This is a genomic window from Pseudomonas sp. 273 (genome assembly GCF_029201425.1).
GTDB lineage: Bacteria > Pseudomonadota > Gammaproteobacteria > Pseudomonadales > Pseudomonadaceae > Pseudomonas > Pseudomonas delhiensis.
The window spans coordinates 5,572,819-5,588,530 of sequence record NZ_CP116775.1 but is presented as its reverse complement, the minus strand read 5'-3'; the positions used below and the strand labels follow the sequence as shown (position 1 = coordinate 5,588,530).

Below are 15,712 nucleotides of genomic sequence, written 5' to 3'. Positions count from 1 at the left end.
CCGCCATGACGCTGCGTCCCTACCTGTTCCTTTCCCTGCTCGCTGCCGGCCTGGCCCAGGCCGCCGAGCCAGGCATCCGCCTGGACGCCCCGCTGGGCGGCTGGCGCCCCGGCAACGGCGAGGGCGCCAACTTCCGGCAGACGGTGAACTACCCGGCGGCCTCGGTGAATACCCCGGCCGACCAGGCGCTGAGCGCGCGGATCAGGGGCGAGATCGCCAACGCGCCCAAGGACCGGCCGGCGACCCTAGTGGTCAATGGCGTGTCCATGCCGCTGAAGATCGGCGAGGACGGCGGCTTCGACCGCCCCTACGCGTTCCCGGCCGGCAGCAACAGCGTCGAGGTGATCAGCCCGGACGGCCAGCGCCACAAGCGCGTGCAGTTCTACCACGGCGGTGGCGGCGGCGAGGTGCCGGCCAAGCTGCGCGTGCTGCTGTCCTGGGACAGCGACAACACCGACCTCGACCTGCACCTGGTGACCCCCGACGGCGGCCACGTCTGGTACGGCAACCGCAGCCTGCCCAACGGCGCCGCCCAGGACGTCGACGTGACCACCGGCTACGGCCCGGAGATCATCGCCACGCCGACGCCGCTGAAGGGGGCGTACCTGGTCTACGTGAACTACTTCGGCGGCGGCTACAGCCAGGACGAGGAGAGCGGCAACGTCGAGGCCGCCCAGCCGCTGACCACGGCCAGGGTGACGATAGTGACGGAGGAGGGCACGCCGGACGAGAAGCAGGAGAGCTTCCTGGTGCCGATGCGGCAGCCGGGGGAGCTGACTTTGGTGAAGCGGTTTAGTTATCCGTAGGAGCGGCTGCAAGCGGCAAGCTACAAGCTGCAAGCAAGAGCAGTCGCGGGCAGGGCGGACTTCGCCGATGTGCCGGTGCCTGGCCTGAACTCCGCTCCCCCTCCCTAATCCTCCCCCGCAAGCGGGAGAGGGGACCGTTCGGTGTGAGGCGGGGCCGCAAAGCTCACTGCGAGACTGTGGGGTTGCCGGCTGACTCTTGATCTTCAGCTCGCTCAGGACAAGCTCCCTCTCCCTTCAGGGAGAGGGTTGGGGAGAGGGGCGGACCTCGCCGATGTGCCGGTGCCTGGCCTGAACTCCGCTCCCCTCCCTGGCCCTCCCCCGCAAGCGGGAGAGGGGACCGTTCGGTGTGAGGCGGGGCCGCAAAGCTCACTGCGAGACTGTGGGGTTGCCAGCTGACTCTTGAGCTTCAGCTCGCTCAGGACAAGCTCCCTCTCCCTTCAGGGAGAGGGTTGGGGAGAGGGGCGGACTTCGCCGATGTACCGGTGCCTGGCCTGAACTCCGCTCCCCTCCCTGACCCTCCCCCGCAAGCGGGAGAGGGGACCGTTCGGTGTGAGGCGGGGCCGCAAAGTTCACTGCGAGACTGTGGGGTTACCGGCTGACTCTTGATCTTCAGCTCGCTCAGGACAAGCTCCCTCTCCCTTCAGGGAGAGGGCTGGGGAGAGGGTTGCGGACTTCGCCGATGTGTGGTGGTTGGCCTGAACTCCGTTCCCCCTCCCTAACCCTCCCCCGCAAGCGGGAGAGGGGACCGTTCGGTGTGAGGCGGGGCCGCAAAGCTCACTGTGAGACTGTGGAGCTGCCGGCGGGCTCTTGATTTTCAGCTCGCTCAGGACAAGCTCCCTCTCCCTTCAGGGAGAGGGTTGGGGAGAGGGGCGGACTTCGCCGATGTACCGGTGCCTGGCCTGAACTCCGCTCCCCTCCCTGACCCTCCCCCGCAAGCAGGAGAGGGGACCGTTCGGCGTGCAGTGGGGCTGCGAAGCTCCCGGGACCGTAGGGCGGATAACGCCTCAAGCGTTATCCGCCGTCGTCGTGGGCTCCGGCGTTCCGGCCGGCGGCGGATAACCGCGAACGGTTATTCGCCCTACGCTCAGGCCTTCTGGTCCGCCTGCCACGCCTCTATCACTTCCTGCGCCGCGCGGAAGGCGTCGATCGCTGCCGGTACGCCGGCGTAGACCGCGCAGTGCAGCAGCGCTTCGCGGATTTCTTCCACCGTGCAGCCGTTGTTCAGCGCGCCGCGCACGTGGCCTTTCAGTTCCTGCGGGCATTTCAGCGCGGTCAGGGCGGCCAGGGTGATCAGGCTGCGGGTCTTGCGCGGCAGGCCGTCGCGGGACCAGACGCTGCCCCAGGCGTTTTCGTTGACGAAGTCCTGCAGCGGTCGGGTGAAGTCGGTGGCGTTGTTCAGGGCGCGGTCGACGAAGGCGTCGCCCATCACTTCCCGGCGTACCTGTTCGCCGGCCTTGCGCTTGTCGGTCATTCGGACTGCTCCTAGTCGATGGCTTCCAGGCGCACCGGCGCCGTGCCGGTGCGCAACATGTCGAGGCGTTGCGCCGCACCGCGGGACAGGTCGATGATCCTGCCGCGGCCGAAGGGCCCGCGGTCGTTGACGCGCACCACCACGCTGCGGCCGTTGTCGAGGTTGGTGACCTTCAGCCGGGTGCCGAAGGGCAGGCTGCGGTGCGCGGCGGTGAGGGCGTGCTGGTCGAAGCGCTCGCCGCTGGCGGTCTTCCTGCCGTGGTGCGCGCGGCCGTAGTAGGACGCGGTGCCCTCGGCGCGGTAGCCGCGCGCCGAGCCGCCGTCGTACGACGAAGTGGCGCAGCCGGCCAGCAGGGCCAGGCCGCAGAGCAGGGCGAGAGAACGCAGCATCGAGCCTCCGGACGAAAAAACGCCGGGCAAGCCCGGCGTCAGGAAGAGTGGGCTCAGCTTTCGAGCTTCTTCTTCAGCAGTTCGTTCACCTGCCCGGGGTTGGCTTTCCCCTTCGAGGCCTTCATGGCCTGGCCGACGAAGAAGCCGAACATCTTGCCGCGCTTGGCTTCGTCGCTGGCGCGGTACTGTTCGACCTGCTCGGCGTTGGCCGCCAGCACCTCGTCGAGCATCTTGTCGATGGCGCCGGTGTCGGTGACCTGCTTCAGGCCCTTGGCCTCGATGATCGCATCGGCCGAGCCTTCGCCGGCGGCCATGGCCTCGAAGACCATCTTGGCGATCTTGCCGCTGATGGTGTTGTCCTTGATGCGCAGGATCATGCCGCCCAGCTGCTCGGCGGAAACCGGCGACCGGTCGATCTCCAGGCCGTCCTTGTTGAGCAGGCTGGAAAGCTCGCCCATCACCCAGTTGGCCGCAAGCTTGGCGTCGCCGCAGATGCCTTGCACCTGCTCGAAGTAGTCGGCCATCTCGCGGCTGGCGGACAGCACGCTGGCGTCGTAGGCCGACAGCCCGTACTGGCTCTCGAAGCGCTCGCGCTTCTGGTCCGGCAGTTCCGGCAGGCTGGCGCGCAACTCTTCCAGGAAGCTGCGCTCGATCACCACCGGCAGCAGGTCCGGGCAGGGGAAGTAGCGGTAGTCGTTGGCTTCTTCCTTGCTGCGCATGGAGCGCGTCTCGTCCTTGTTCGGGTCGTACAGGCGGGTTTCCTGCACCACCTTGCCGCCGTCCTCGATCAGGTCGATCTGGCGCTGCACCTCGTGGTTGATCGCCTTCTCGATGAAGCGGAAGGAGTTGACGTTCTTGATCTCGGCGCGGGTGCCGAACTCGGCCTGGCCTTTCGGGCGCACCGAGACGTTGCAGTCGCAGCGCAGCGAGCCCTCGGCCATGTTGCCGTCGCAGATGCCCAGGTAGCGCACCAGCGCGTGGATGGCCTTGACATAGGCCACGGCTTCCTTGGCGCTGCGGATGTCCGGTTCGGAGACGATCTCCAGCAGCGGCGTGCCGGCGCGGTTCAGGTCGATGCCGCTCATGCCGTGGAAGTCTTCGTGCAGGCTCTTGCCGGCGTCCTCTTCCAGGTGCGCGCGGGTGATGCCCACGCGCTTGACGGTGCCGTCCTCGAGGGTGATGTCGAGGAAGCCCTTGCCGACGATGGGGTGGTCCATCTGGCTGGTCTGGTAGCCCTTGGGCAGGTCCGGGTAGAAGTAGTTCTTGCGGGCGAAGACGTTGCGCTCGGCGATCTCGGCGTTGATCGCCAGGCCGAACCGGCAGGCCATGCGCACGGCCTCGGCGTTGAGCACCGGCAGGGTGCCGGGCATCGCCAGGTCGACCAGGCTGGCCTGGGTGTTGGGCTCGGCGCCGAAGGTGGTGGCGCTGCCGGAGAAGATCTTCGATTGGGTGGCGAGCTGCGCGTGGATTTCCAGCCCGATCACGGTTTCCCATTGCATGTGTGTCGTCCTCAGAATCCAGCCGGTGCTTGTTTGTGCCAGTCGGTCACCTGTTGGTACTGGTGCGCGACGTTGAGCAGGCGGCCTTCCTGGAAGTACGGGGCGAGCAGCTGCACGCCCACCGGCAGGCCATCGACGAACCCGGCGGGCATGGACAGCCCGGGGATGCCGGCGAGGTTGGCGGTGATGGTGTAGATGTCTTCCAGGTACTGGGCGACCGGGTCGTCGTTCTTGGTGCCGAGCTTCCAGGCCGGGTTGGGCGTGGTCGGGCCGAGGATGACGTCCACTTCGCCGAAGGCGCTGACGAAGTCGTTCTTGATCAGCCGGCGGATCTTCTGCGCCTTCAGGTAGTAGGCGTCGTAGTAGCCGGCGGACAGCGCATAGGTGCCGACCATGATGCGGCGCTTCACCTCGGCGCCGAAGCCTTCGGCGCGGGAGCGCTTGTACAGGTCCTGCAGGTCCTTCGGCTCCGCGCAGCGGTAGCCGTAGCGTACGCCATCGAAGCGCGACAGGTTGGAGCTGGCTTCCGCCGGGGCGATCACGTAGTAGGCCGGGATGGCGTGGCGCATGTTCGGCAGGGAGATGTCCCTGACCACCGCGCCCAGCTGCTTGAGCTGCTCGACCACGGCCAGCACGGCATCGGCGATGCGGCTGTCCAGGCCCTCGCCGAAGTATTCCTTCGGCAGGCCGATGCGCAGGCCGGCCAGCGGCTTGCCCAGGGCGGCCAGGTAGTCGTCCAGCGGCTGGTCGACGCAGGTGGAGTCCTTGGCGTCGAAGCCGGCCATGGCGCCGAGCATCAGCGCGCAGTCCTCGGCGGTGCGGGCCAGGGGGCCGGCCTGGTCGAGGCTGGAGGCGTAGGCGATCATGCCCCAGCGCGAGACGCGGCCGTAGGTCGGCTTGATCCCGGTGAGGTTGGTCAGCGCCGCCGGCTGGCGGATCGAGCCGCCGGTGTCGGTGCCGGTGGCGGCGGGGATCAGCCGCGCGGCCACGGCCGCGGCCGAGCCGCCGGAGGAGCCGCCGGGCACGCGGGTGGCGTCCCAGGGGTTCTTCACCGGGCCGTAGTGGCTGGATTCGTTGGCCGAGCCCATGGCGAACTCGTCCATGTTCAGCTTGCCCAGGCTCACGGCGCCGGCGGCGGCCAGGCGCTCGACCACGGTGGCGTCGTAGGGCGAGACGAAGTTGTCGAGGATCTTCGAGCCGCAGCTGGTGCGCACGCCCCGGGTGCAGAACAGGTCCTTGTGGGCGATGGGCGCGCCGAGCAGGGCGCCGGCCTCGCCGTTGGCGCGCCGCTGGTCGGCGGCCCGGGCCTGGGCGAGGGCTTCGTCGGCGGTGACGCTGATGAAGCTGTTGAGCTGCGGATCGAGCTGCTCGATGCGGCTCAGCAGGGCACGGGTCAGCTCTTCGGCGGAGAACTGTTTGTCGGCGAGGCCGCGGGCGACTTCGGCGAGGGTCAGTTGGTGCAGCATGGGTCCGTGTCCTTCCTTATTACTCGATCACTTTCGGAACCAGGTACAGGCCGTCTTCCACGGCCGGTGCGATGGCCTGGTAGGCCTCGCGCTGGTTGCTTTCGGTCACCACGTCGGCGCGCAGGCGCTGGGTGGCTTCCAGGGGGTGGGCGAGGGGTTCGACGCCGTCGGTGTCCACCGCCTGCATCTGGTCGACCAGGCCGAGGATGTTGTTCAGGGTCGCGGTGGTCGGTTGGACGTCGGTTTCCGCCAGGCCCAGGCGGGCCAGGTGGGCGATTTTTTCCACGTCGGAGCGGTCAAGCGCCATCGGGGGTCTCCAGGCTAGAGCTGCCAGCGTCGATAGGACGCATGGTCGGACGAAACGTAGGCGGGGAACGGAACCCGCGGCGGGCGGTCCCAGGGACCGCTGGGGCAGGCCTTAAAGGCGCTGAAAGTCAAGCAATTTAACACAATGCCGCCTTGCCCAAAATCCCCGTCATTGTTAGAGTTTGCCGCACTTTTTTACCCGCGCATCGTCCAGGGTTCCCTTTCCATGTTCAAAAAATTGCGTGGCATGTTCTCCAGCGATCTGTCGATCGACCTGGGCACTGCCAATACCCTCATTTATGTGCGCGAACGCGGCATCGTCCTCAACGAGCCTTCGGTAGTGGCCATCCGCAACCATGGCAACCAGAAGAGCGTGGTCGCCGTCGGTACCGAGGCCAAGCGCATGCTCGGCCGCACCCCCGGCAACATCTCGGCCATCCGCCCGATGAAGGACGGCGTCATCGCCGACTTCAGCGTCTGCGAGAAGATGCTGCAGTACTTCATCAACAAGGTGCACGAGAACAGCTTCTTGCAGCCCAGCCCTCGCGTGCTGATCTGCGTGCCGTGCAAGTCCACCCAGGTGGAACGCCGCGCCATCCGTGAATCGGCCCTGGGCGCCGGCGCCCGCGAGGTGTACCTGATCGAGGAGCCCATGGCCGCGGCCATCGGCGCCGGCCTGCCGGTCGAGGAAGCCCGTGGCTCGATGGTCGTCGACATCGGCGGCGGCACCACCGAGATCGCCCTGATCTCGCTGAACGGCGTGGTCTACGCCGAATCCGTGCGCGTCGGCGGCGACCGCTTCGACGAAGCCATCGTCACCTACGTGCGCCGCAACTACGGCAGCCTGATCGGCGAATCCACCGCCGAGCGCATCAAGCAGGAGATCGGCGCCGCCTTCTCCGGTGGCGAAGTGCGCGAGGTGGACGTCCGCGGCCGCAACCTGGCCGAAGGCGTGCCGCGCAGCTTCACCCTGAACTCCAACGAGGTGCTCGAAGCCCTGCAGGAGTCCCTGGCGACCATCGTCCAGGCGGTCAAGAGCGCCCTGGAGCAGTCTCCGCCGGAGCTGGCCTCGGACATCGCCGAGCGTGGCCTGGTGCTGACCGGCGGTGGTGCCCTGCTGCGCGACCTGGACAAGCTGCTGGCCCAGGAGACCGGCCTGCCGGTGATCGTCGCCGAAGACCCGCTGACCTGCGTGGCCCGTGGCGGCGGCAAGGCGCTGGACATGATGGACCGCCACTCCATGGACCTGCTCTCCACCGAGTGAGGTGGGAGCCCTTGAGGGTGGTTGACGTTTTGCCGCGCACGGCGAAACATCAACCGCCTTCAATCAGCTAGGAGCTGGTCATCAAACCGCTATTCTCCAAAGGGCCCTCGCTGGGCGTGCGCCTGCTGGTGCTCGCCGTGCTTTCGGTGGGCCTGATGGTGGTCGACGCGCGTTTCGACTACCTCAAGCCCGTGCGCAGCCAGATGGGCCTGGTGCTGACCCCCTTCTATGGCGTGGCCGACCTGCCGGTGCGTGCCTGGGAAGGCGTGCGCGACCAGTTCACCAGCCGCAGCGAGCTGCTCGCCGAGAACGAGCGGCTCAAGGCCGAGTCGCTGCTGATGCAGCGCCGCCTGCAGAAGCTGGCCGCCCTGACCGAACAGAACGTGCGCCTGCGCGAGCTGCTCAATTCCGCCGCCCTGGTGGACGACAAGGTGCTGGTCAGCGAACTGATCGGCGTCGACCCCAACCCCTTCACCCAGCGCATCCTCATCGACAAGGGCGCGAAGGACGGCGTGTTCCAGGGCCAGCCGGTGCTCGACGCCAGCGGCCTGATGGGCCAGGTGGTCGAGGTCATGCCCTACACCGCCCGCGTGCTGCTGCTCACCGACACCACCCACAGCATCCCGGTGCAGGTCAACCGCAACGGCCTGCGCGCCATCGCCGTCGGCACCGGCAACCCGGAGCGCCTGGAACTGCGTTTCGTCGCCGACACCGCGGACATCAAGGAAGGCGACCTGCTGGTCAGCTCCGGCCTCGGCCAGCGCTTCCCGGCCGGCTACCCGGTGGCGGTGGTCAAGGAGGTCATCCACGACTCCGGCCAGCCGTTTGCGGTGATCCGCGCCGTGCCCACCGCGAAGATGAACCGCAGCCGCTACGTGCTGCTGGTGTTCAGCGACAGCCGCACCCCCGAGCAGCGCGCCACCGAGGCCGCCGAGGCCCAGGCCGAGGCCGACCGCCAGGCAGCGGAGGCCGCTGGCCAGGCGCCGGCGCCCGCCGCTCCAGCCGCGCCTGCTGCCCCGGCCGCTCCGGCCCAGGGCGCCGCCCCGGCACCCGCCACGCCAGCCGCCACACCCGCGCATCCGCCGGCGCCGGCCCAGGCCGCGCCACAAAGGAACCGTCACTGATGCCCGCCCAAGGACCGCGCAACGGCTGGCTGATCTGGGTCAGCCTGCTGCTGGCGCTGCTGCTGTCGGTGGCGCCGATGCCCAGCTTCACGGAAATCGGCCGGCCGCTGTGGCTGGCGCTGTTCCTCACCTTCTGGGTGCTGATGGTGCCGCAGAAGGTGGGCATGGTCACCGCCTGGGTCTGCGGCCTGGCCGAGGACGTGCTGTACGGCAGCCTGCTCGGGCAGAACGCCCTGATCCTCAGCTTCATCGTGTTCCTGGTCATGGCCCTGCAGCAGCGCCTGCGCCTGTACCCCGTCTGGCAGCAGTGCCTGGTGCTGATGGTGGTCTATGGCCTGGCGCAACTGGTGCAGCTGTGGCTCAACGCCCTGACCGGCAACCGCCCGCCGACCCTGGCCTTCCTCTTGCCGGCGCTGGTCAGCGGCCTGCTCTGGCCCTGGGTGCTGGTGCTGCTCAAGGGCCTGTCCCAGCGCCTTAAGGTCTACTAATACCCGTCCCGCCGCTTCCCACCTGGCACGGGGCCGGGAGAGGGGCGGCCGGGACTCTTCCGGGAGTCGCAGATGCCCCAGCTTTACCTGGCCTCCAGCTCGCCGCGCCGGCGTGAGCTGCTGACGCAGATCGGCCTGTCCTTCCACCTGGTTTCCGGCAACATCGACGAAACGCCCGAGGACGGCGAGACGCCGGCCGCGTACGTCGAGCGCCTGGCGCGCGGCAAGGCCCTGGCCGGACTGACTATGCTTGCCCAGAGGCCCGACGTCTGCGTGCTCGGCGCCGATACCGCGGTGGTGCTCGACGGCCGCATCCTCGGCAAGCCGGCGGACCGCGAGGACAGCCTGGCCATGCTGCGCGCGTTGTCCGGCCGCCAGCACCAGGTGCTGACCGCGGTGGCGGTGGCCGACCGCGACCGCTGCGAAGTGCGGGTGGTGGCGAGCACCGTGTCGTTCCGCCGCATCGGCGAGGCCGAGGCGCAGGCCTACTGGGCCACCGGCGAGCCCCAGGACAAGGCGGGCGGCTACGCTATCCAGGGGTTGGCGGCGATCTTCGTCAACCGCGTCGAGGGCAGCTACAGCGGGGTGGTCGGCCTGCCCTTGTGCGAGACCGCGGAACTGTTGGCTGACTTCGCGATCCCTTGCTGGCAGTCTTGAAGAAGTAGCGCTGCACACGGGCGCGATAAGGAAGGGCGCATGAGCGAAGAGATCCTGATCAATATCACGCCGATGGAATCGCGCGTGGCGGTGGTGGAAAACGGTGTCCTTCAGGAAGTCCACGTCGAGCGCACGTTGCGCCGCGGGATAGTCGGCAACATCTACAAGGGCAAGGTGGTCCGCGTGTTGCCGGGGATGCAGGCGGCTTTCGTCGACATCGGCCTGGAGCGCGCGGCCTTCATCCACGCGGCGGAAATCTCCACCCGCGAGGGCAGCGCGGTGGAAAGCATCGGCGCCCTGGTCCACGAGGGCCAGAGCCTGGTGGTGCAGGTCACCAAGGACCCCATCGGCACCAAGGGCGCGCGCCTGACCACGCACCTGTCGATCCCCTCGCGCTACCTGGTGTACATGCCGCGCACCAGCCACGTCGGGATTTCCCTGAAAATCGAGGACGAGCAGGAGCGCGAGCGCCTCAAGCAGGTGGTGGCCAAGTGCGTCGAGGCCGAGGGCATCGTCGAGAAGGGCGGCTTCATCCTGCGCACCGCCGCCGAGGGCGCCGGGGAGGACGAGATCCTCGCCGACATCCGCTACCTGCGCCGGCTGTGGGACCAGATAGACGCGCAGATCCAGACGGTCGGCGCGCCGACGGTGATCTACGAGGACCTGTCCCTGGCCCAGCGCACCCTGCGCGACCTGGTCAACCCGCGCATCGAGAAGATCCGCGTGGATTCCCGGGAGAACTTCCAGAAGATCACGCAGTTCGTCGACGAGCTGATGCCGGAAATCGCCGACCGCCTGGAGCACTACCCCGGCGAGCGGCCGATCTTCGACCTCTACGGCGTCGAGGACGAGATCCAGAAGGCCCTGGAGCGCAAGGTGCTGCTCAAGTCCGGCGGCTACCTGATCATCGACCCGACCGAGGCGATGACCACCATCGACGTCAACACCGGCGCCTTCGTCGGCCACCGCAACCTCGAAGAGACCATCTTCAAGACCAACCTCGAGGCGGCCACCGCCATCGCCCGCCAGCTGCGCCTGCGCAACCTCGGCGGGATCATCATCATCGACTTCATCGACATGGAGGACGAGGAGCACCGCCGCCAGGTCCTGCGCACCCTGGAGAAGCAGCTCGAGCGCGACCACGCCAAGACCAACATCATCGGCATCACCGAGCTGGGCCTGGTGCAGATGACCCGCAAGCGCACCCGCGAGAGCCTGGTGCAGGTGCTCTGCGAGCCCTGCCCGTGCTGCCAGGGGCGCGGCATGCTGAAGACCCCCGAGACCATCTGCTACGAGATCTTCCGCGAGATCCTCCGTGAGGCCCGCGCCTACCAGGCCGATTCCTACGTGGTGCTGGCCAACCAGAAGGTGGTCGACCGCCTGCTCGACGAAGAGTCGGGCAACGTCGCCGATCTGGAGATGTTCATCGGGCGCACCATCAAGTTTCAGGTTGAGCCGATCTACTCCCAGGAACAGTATGACGTCGTCCTGCTCTGAGGCGTTTTACTGACATGGAATCCTTCGGCCGCCTGTTCGCGCGCCTGCTGCGCCTGGCGCTGGGGCTGTGCGCCCTGGGCCTGGTGCTGCTGGCGCTGTACGTCAGCCTGGGGCGCCAGCTGGCGCCGCTGGTGGCGGAGTACCGCGACGAGCTGGCCGAGCAGGCCAGCGCGCGGCTGCACATGCCGGTGCGCATCGGCGCCCTGGAAGGCAGCTGGCACGGCTTCGGCCCGATCATCACGGTGCGCGACATCCAGCTCGGCGAGGGCAGCGACGTCCTGCGCCTGGAGCAGGTGCGCCTGACCCCCGACATCCCCGCCAGCCTGCTGGCGCGCCAGCCGCGCATCGACAGCCTGGAGCTGCAGGGCCTGCAGCTGAGCCTGCGCGAGGGCGAGGACGGCCACTGGCAGGTCGAGGGCCTGCCGGCCAGCCCCCAGGGCAGCGACCCGCGCCAGCTCGTCGACCTGCTGCTGACGCCGCGCCGCCTGTCGCTGCTGGACAGCCAGCTGAGCCTGCTGCCGCGCGAGGGGCAGACGCTGAACCTGACCTACCTGGGCCTGACCCTGCACAGCGGCGTGTTCGGCCAGCGCCTGGACGGCCGCTTCAACCTGCCGGACGGCCAGCCGGTGGCGCTGCGGGTGGATACGCGCATCGACCGCGAGGACTGGAAGCGCAGCTCGGCCGACGCCTACCTCAGCCTGCCGCAGAGCGACTGGGCGAAGTGGCTGCCGGCGAGCCTGACGCGGCAATGGCGCATCCAGCGGCTGGAGGCCGGCGGCGAACTCTGGGCGCGCATCGACAAGGGCCAGCCGAGCGCGGCCGTGGCCAGGCTCAATGCGCCGCAGGTGCGGGCCTCCTTCGACGGCCGCGAGGCGGTGGAGATCGGCGACCTCGGCGTGGGGCTGTACTTCCAGCGCCAGGGCGACGAGATGAGCCTGCGCGTCAATGATCTGGCGGCCAACCTCGGCGAAAAGCGCTGGGGCGAGGCGGAACTGGAGCTGAACCGGCAGACCCGCGGCGAAGAACACTGGCGCCTGCGCGCCGACCGCCTGGACCTGGGCCCGCTGCTGCCAGTGGTGGAAAGCCTGGCGCCGCTGCCGGACAAGGCGGTGGAGTGGCTGCAGGGCCTGGCGCCCCAGGGCGTGCTGCACCACCTCAACCTCGACTGGTGGCCGCAGCGCCAGGGCGCCGAGCGCCTGGCCTACGGCGTGAACCTGGAGAAGGTCGGCGTCAGCGCCTTCCACGAGGTGCCGGCGGTGGCCAACGTCGACGGCACCTTCAGCGGCAACCTCGGCGGCGGCCAGCTGGACGCCTCGGCCAAGGACTTCATGCTCCACCTGGCCACCCTGTTCCCCGAGCCCTGGCGCTTCCGCACCGCCAACGCACGGCTGTTCTGGAAGTGGGACGACGAGGCCTTCACCCTCGGCAGCCACCTGATGAAGGTCGAGGGCGACGTCGGCCGGCTGGGCGGCGACATGCTGATCCGCCTGATGCACGACCACGACAAAGAGAGCTACATGGACCTGCGCGTGGGCCTGGTGGATGGCGACGGCAGCTACACCCCGCAGTTCCTGCCCACCGTGCTGCCGGAGATGAGCAAGGACCTGGCCCACTGGCTGGCCACCGCCATCAGGGGCGGACGCGTCGAGCAGGGCTACTTCCAGTGGCAGGGCTCGCTGAACAAGGGCTCGGCGCCGGAAGACCACGCCATGAGCCTGTACTTCAAGGTCCACGACGGCGAGCTGGACTACCAGCCGGGTTGGCCGGCGCTGAGCCAGGCCGAGGGCGAGGTGCTGGTGGAGGACAGCGGCGTGCGCATCCGCGCGCAGTCCGGGCGCATCCTGCAGAGCCGGGTGAGCGACGTGCAGGTGGACATTCCCCACGTGCCCAAGGGCGAGGTCTCCCACCTGCACGTCGATGGCGACGTCGACAGCAGCCTGGGCGACGGCCTGAAGATCCTCCAGGACTCGCCCCTGGGCGTGCAGCAGGTCTTCGCCGGCTGGGAAGGCGAGGGCCCGCTCAAGGGCCACCTGAACCTGGACATCCCCCTGGCCAGGGAACAGGCGAAGCAGGCGCGGGTGGTGGTGGACTTCGCCACCGAGGGCGCGCGCCTGAAGATCGCCAAGCCCACCCTGGAACTGGCCCAGCTCAAGGGCGACTTCCGCTACGACACCAACAGCGGCCTGAGCGCCAAGGGCCTCAGCGCCCAGGCCCTGGGCAGCCGCGTCAGCGGCAGCATCCGCGCCGAGGGCAGCCCGGGCAAGCCGCGTACCCGCGTGCTGGTGGGCGGCCAGGTGGCGCTGAAAAGCCTGCTCGACTGGGGCGGCGTGCACCAGGCGCTGCCGGCCTCCGGGCGCCTGCCGTACCAGCTCGACCTGCTGCTCGACGGCAAGGACAGCCAGCTGCAGGTCAGCTCCGACCTCAAGGGCCTGGCCATCGACCTGCCGGCGCCCCTCGGCAAGGCCGCCGAGGAGAGCCGCGCCAGCGACTGGCGCATGACTCTCGAGGGCCCGGAGCGGCGCTACTGGGCCAACTACGACAAGGTGGCCAGCCTGGCCTACGCCGCCCCCGCCGACAAACCCCTGGGCGGCCGCGGCACCCTGCGCCTGGGCGGCGACCCGGCGCTGCTGCCGAACTGGAACGGGGTGCAGGTGCGCGGCAACCTGGACACCCTGGACGTGGACCAGTGGCAGGCGGCGCTGAAGAAGTACGGCATCGGCGGCGTGCCCGGCGATACCCAGGGCCTGCTGCGCGGCGCCGACCTGCGGATCGGCCACTTCCGCGGCTTCGGCACCAGCCTGGACAACCTCAAGGTCGACCTCGCGCGGGTTGCCGGCGGCTGGCAGCTGGGCGTCGACAGCGCCCCGATGGCCGGCCAGGCGGTATTCCCGGACAGCGCCCAGCGGGCCATCCAGATCGACCTGGCGCGCCTGGACCTGCCGAAGAACCCCACCAACGACCTGGCCGCCGCGCCGACCATCGCCCCCGACCCGCTGGAGAAGTTCGACCCGCGCAGCCTGCCGGCGATGGACGTGGCCATCCGCCAGATCTCCCAGGGCGGCAAGCCCATCGGCGCCTGGAGCTTCAACCTGCGCCCGACCACCAGCGGCGTGGCCTTCAACAACGTCAACCTCGACCTGCGCGGCCTCAAGGTCGGCGGCACGTTGCGCTGGGAAGGGCCGGTGGGCTCGACGCACAGCACCTTCCAGGGGCGCCTGGAGGGCAAGAACCTGGCAGACGTGCTCAAGGCCTGGGACTTCGCCCCCACCGCCACCAGCGAACGCTTTGGCCTGGACATCGACGGCAACTGGCCCGGCTCGCCGGCCTACATCAGCCTGCGGCGTTTCGGCGGGCGCCTGGCAGCCGACATGCGCAAGGGCCAGTTCGTCGACGTCGAGGGCAGTGCCCAGGCCCTGCGGGTGTTCGGCCTGCTCAACTTCAACGCCATCAACCGCCGCCTGCGCCTGGACTTCTCCGACCTGTTCGGCAAGGGCCTGAGCTACGACCGCGTGCAGGGCGTGCTCGGCGCCACCAACGGCGTCTACCTGACCCGCGAGCCGATCAGGCTGACCGGGCCGTCCAGCAACATCGAGATGAACGGCACCCTCGACCTCGCCCACGACCAGATCGACGCCAGGCTGCTGGTGACCCTGCCGCTGACCAACAATCTACCGCTGGCCGCGCTCATCGTCGGCGCCCCGGCGGTGGGCGGCGCGCTCTTCGTGGTGGACAAGCTGCTGGGCGACAGGGTGTCTCGTTTCGCCAGCGTGCAGTACAGCGTCAAGGGCCCCTGGCAGAACCCCGAGATCGCCTTCGACAAGCCTTTCGAGAAACCCCGGTGAGCAGAGCCGGCGGGCATCGGTTAGGATGAAACGCAGTCGCTGTTGGAGAGACGCATGTCCATCGCCGTGATTCAGATGGTCAGCCAGGACGATGTCCCGGCCAACCTGGCCGCCGCTCGTCGCCTGCTCGAACAGGCCGCCGAGGGCGGCGCCCGCCTGGCCGTGCTGCCGGAGAACTTCGCCGCCATGGGCCGCCGCGACCTGGCCGAGCTGGGCCGCGCCGAGGCCCGGGGCGAGGGGCCGATCCTGCCGTGGTTGAAAAGCGCCGCGCGCGACCTCAGGTTGTGGATAGTCGCCGGTACCCTGCCGTTGCCGCCGGACGGCCAGCCCGAGGCCAAGGCCAACGCCTGCTCGCTGCTGGTCGACGAGCGCGGCGAACGGGCGGCGCGCTACGACAAGCTGCACCTGTTCGACGTGGACGTCGCCGATGCCCGCGGCCGCTACCGCGAGTCCGACGACTACGCGTTCGGCGGCCAGGTGGTGGTCGCCGATACCCCGGTCGGCCGCCTGGGCCTGACGGTGTGCTACGACCTGCGCTTCCCCGAGTTGTACACCCGGCTGCGCGAGGCCGGCGCCGAGCTGATCAGCGCGCCCTCGGCCTTCACCGCGGTGACCGGCCAGGCGCACTGGGAAGTGCTGATCCGCGCCCGCGCCATCGAGACCCAGTGCTACCTGCTGGCGGCGGGGCAGGGCGGGACGCACCCGCGCGGCCGCGAGACCTGGGGCCAGTCGGCCATCGTCGACCCCTGGGGGCGCATCCTCGCCGAGCGCGACAAGGGCGAGGCGGTATTGCTGGCCGAGCGCGACAGCGCGGAACAGGCGGCGGTCCGGCAGCGCATGCCGGTGGTCCGCCATCGAAGATTCTACCCGCCGGCCGTACCCGGACCGGCGCCTACGGAGTAG

Annotated in this window: 13 protein-coding genes; 8 read left to right on the top strand and 5 right to left on the bottom strand. The window is 69.0% G+C overall.

Annotation, left to right across the window (positions count from 1 at the left end; translation table 11 throughout):
• Window positions 1-5 precede the first annotated feature (5 nt).
• Window positions 6-806 (top strand): DUF2135 domain-containing protein, encoded by an 801-nt coding sequence (locus PKO50_RS25525; RefSeq protein WP_275627594.1) that lies wholly within the window; start codon window positions 6-8, stop codon window positions 804-806.
• Between the two features lie 1,084 nt (window positions 807-1,890).
• Here the strand turns inward: PKO50_RS25525 and PKO50_RS25520 are convergent.
• The 5 genes from PKO50_RS25520 to gatC are packed head-to-tail and all read right to left on the bottom strand — an operon-like array spanning window position 1,891 to window position 5,938.
• The gene (locus PKO50_RS25520) at window positions 1,891-2,277 is read right to left on the bottom strand and encodes a carboxymuconolactone decarboxylase family protein (protein WP_109936865.1); all 387 of its coding nucleotides are present in this window, start codon (window positions 2,275-2,277) and stop codon (window positions 1,891-1,893) included.
• An 11-nt stretch (window positions 2,278-2,288) separates the two neighbouring features.
• Entirely contained in the window at window positions 2,289-2,666 is a 378-nt protein-coding gene (locus tag PKO50_RS25515) for a septal ring lytic transglycosylase RlpA family protein (RefSeq protein ID WP_089390595.1), read from the bottom strand.
• 53 nt (window positions 2,667-2,719) lie between these two features.
• Window positions 2,720-4,165 carry an Asp-tRNA(Asn)/Glu-tRNA(Gln) amidotransferase subunit GatB gene (gene gatB / locus PKO50_RS25510; RefSeq protein WP_109936866.1) on the bottom strand — a complete coding sequence of 482 codons (1,446 nt, stop codon included), beginning with the start codon at window positions 4,163-4,165 and terminating at the stop codon, window positions 2,720-2,722.
• Window positions 4,166-4,176: 11 nt separating this feature from the next.
• Window positions 4,177-5,631 (bottom strand): Asp-tRNA(Asn)/Glu-tRNA(Gln) amidotransferase subunit GatA, encoded by a 1,455-nt coding sequence (gatA, locus tag PKO50_RS25505; RefSeq protein ID WP_275627593.1) that lies wholly within the window; start codon window positions 5,629-5,631, stop codon window positions 4,177-4,179.
• Between the two features lie 19 nt (window positions 5,632-5,650).
• Window positions 5,651-5,938, bottom strand: a complete 288-nt coding sequence (gene gatC / locus PKO50_RS25500) for an Asp-tRNA(Asn)/Glu-tRNA(Gln) amidotransferase subunit GatC (protein ID WP_109936868.1) — start codon at window positions 5,936-5,938, stop codon at window positions 5,651-5,653.
• Between the two features lie 225 nt (window positions 5,939-6,163).
• On the opposite strand from gatC, the gene mreB reads away from it, so the two are divergent.
• From mreB to PKO50_RS25465, 7 genes are all read left to right on the top strand, one after another.
• Window positions 6,164-7,201 carry a rod shape-determining protein MreB gene (gene mreB / locus PKO50_RS25495; RefSeq protein ID WP_009617768.1) on the top strand — a complete coding sequence of 346 codons (1,038 nt, stop codon included), beginning with the start codon at window positions 6,164-6,166 and terminating at the stop codon, window positions 7,199-7,201.
• Window positions 7,202-7,281: 80 nt separating this feature from the next.
• Window positions 7,282-8,325, top strand: coding sequence for a rod shape-determining protein MreC (gene mreC / locus PKO50_RS25490; protein ID WP_275630529.1), 1,044 nt, complete (start codon window positions 7,282-7,284; stop codon window positions 8,323-8,325).
• Window positions 8,325-8,813, top strand: coding sequence for a rod shape-determining protein MreD (gene mreD, locus PKO50_RS25485; protein WP_109936870.1), 489 nt, complete (start codon window positions 8,325-8,327; stop codon window positions 8,811-8,813). Before mreC ends, mreD begins: the two co-directional genes overlap by 1 nt.
• 72 nt (window positions 8,814-8,885) lie before the next feature.
• Window positions 8,886-9,470 carry a Maf family protein gene (locus PKO50_RS25480; RefSeq protein ID WP_275627592.1) on the top strand — a complete coding sequence of 195 codons (585 nt, stop codon included), beginning with the start codon at window positions 8,886-8,888 and terminating at the stop codon, window positions 9,468-9,470.
• A gap of 39 nt (window positions 9,471-9,509) precedes the next feature.
• On the top strand, window positions 9,510-10,967 hold the full coding sequence (gene rng, locus PKO50_RS25475) for a ribonuclease G (RefSeq protein ID WP_109936872.1): 1,458 nt from the start codon (window positions 9,510-9,512) through the stop codon (window positions 10,965-10,967).
• A 14-nt stretch (window positions 10,968-10,981) separates the two neighbouring features.
• Window positions 10,982-14,809, top strand: a complete 3,828-nt coding sequence (locus PKO50_RS25470; RefSeq protein ID WP_275627591.1) for a YhdP family protein — start codon at window positions 10,982-10,984, stop codon at window positions 14,807-14,809.
• Window positions 14,810-14,863: 54 nt separating this feature from the next.
• Window positions 14,864-15,712, top strand: coding sequence for a carbon-nitrogen hydrolase family protein (locus PKO50_RS25465; RefSeq protein ID WP_089390604.1), 849 nt, complete (start codon window positions 14,864-14,866; stop codon window positions 15,710-15,712).

What these genes read in the sequence shown, in the direction of transcription:
- PKO50_RS25525 (WP_275627594.1), top strand. Translation starts at nt 6, where the DNA reads ATGACGCTGCGTCCCTACCTGTTCCTTTCCCTGCTCGCTGCCGGCCTG.
- PKO50_RS25520 (WP_109936865.1), bottom strand. Translation starts at nt 2,277, where the DNA reads ATGACCGACAAGCGCAAGGCCGGCGAACAGGTACGCCGGGAAGTGATG.
- PKO50_RS25515 (WP_089390595.1), bottom strand. Translation starts at nt 2,666, where the DNA reads ATGCTGCGTTCTCTCGCCCTGCTCTGCGGCCTGGCCCTGCTGGCCGGC.
- gatB (WP_109936866.1), bottom strand. Translation starts at nt 4,165, where the DNA reads ATGCAATGGGAAACCGTGATCGGGCTGGAAATCCACGCGCAGCTCGCC.
- gatA (WP_275627593.1), bottom strand. Translation starts at nt 5,631, where the DNA reads ATGCTGCACCAACTGACCCTCGCCGAAGTCGCCCGCGGCCTCGCCGAC.
- gatC (WP_109936868.1), bottom strand. Translation starts at nt 5,938, where the DNA reads ATGGCGCTTGACCGCTCCGACGTGGAAAAAATCGCCCACCTGGCCCGC.
- mreB (WP_009617768.1), top strand. Translation starts at nt 6,164, where the DNA reads ATGTTCAAAAAATTGCGTGGCATGTTCTCCAGCGATCTGTCGATCGAC.
- mreD (WP_109936870.1), top strand. Translation starts at nt 8,325, where the DNA reads ATGCCCGCCCAAGGACCGCGCAACGGCTGGCTGATCTGGGTCAGCCTG.
- PKO50_RS25480 (WP_275627592.1), top strand. Translation starts at nt 8,886, where the DNA reads ATGCCCCAGCTTTACCTGGCCTCCAGCTCGCCGCGCCGGCGTGAGCTG.
- rng (WP_109936872.1), top strand. Translation starts at nt 9,510, where the DNA reads ATGAGCGAAGAGATCCTGATCAATATCACGCCGATGGAATCGCGCGTG.
- PKO50_RS25470 (WP_275627591.1), top strand. Translation starts at nt 10,982, where the DNA reads ATGGAATCCTTCGGCCGCCTGTTCGCGCGCCTGCTGCGCCTGGCGCTG.
- PKO50_RS25465 (WP_089390604.1), top strand. Translation starts at nt 14,864, where the DNA reads ATGTCCATCGCCGTGATTCAGATGGTCAGCCAGGACGATGTCCCGGCC.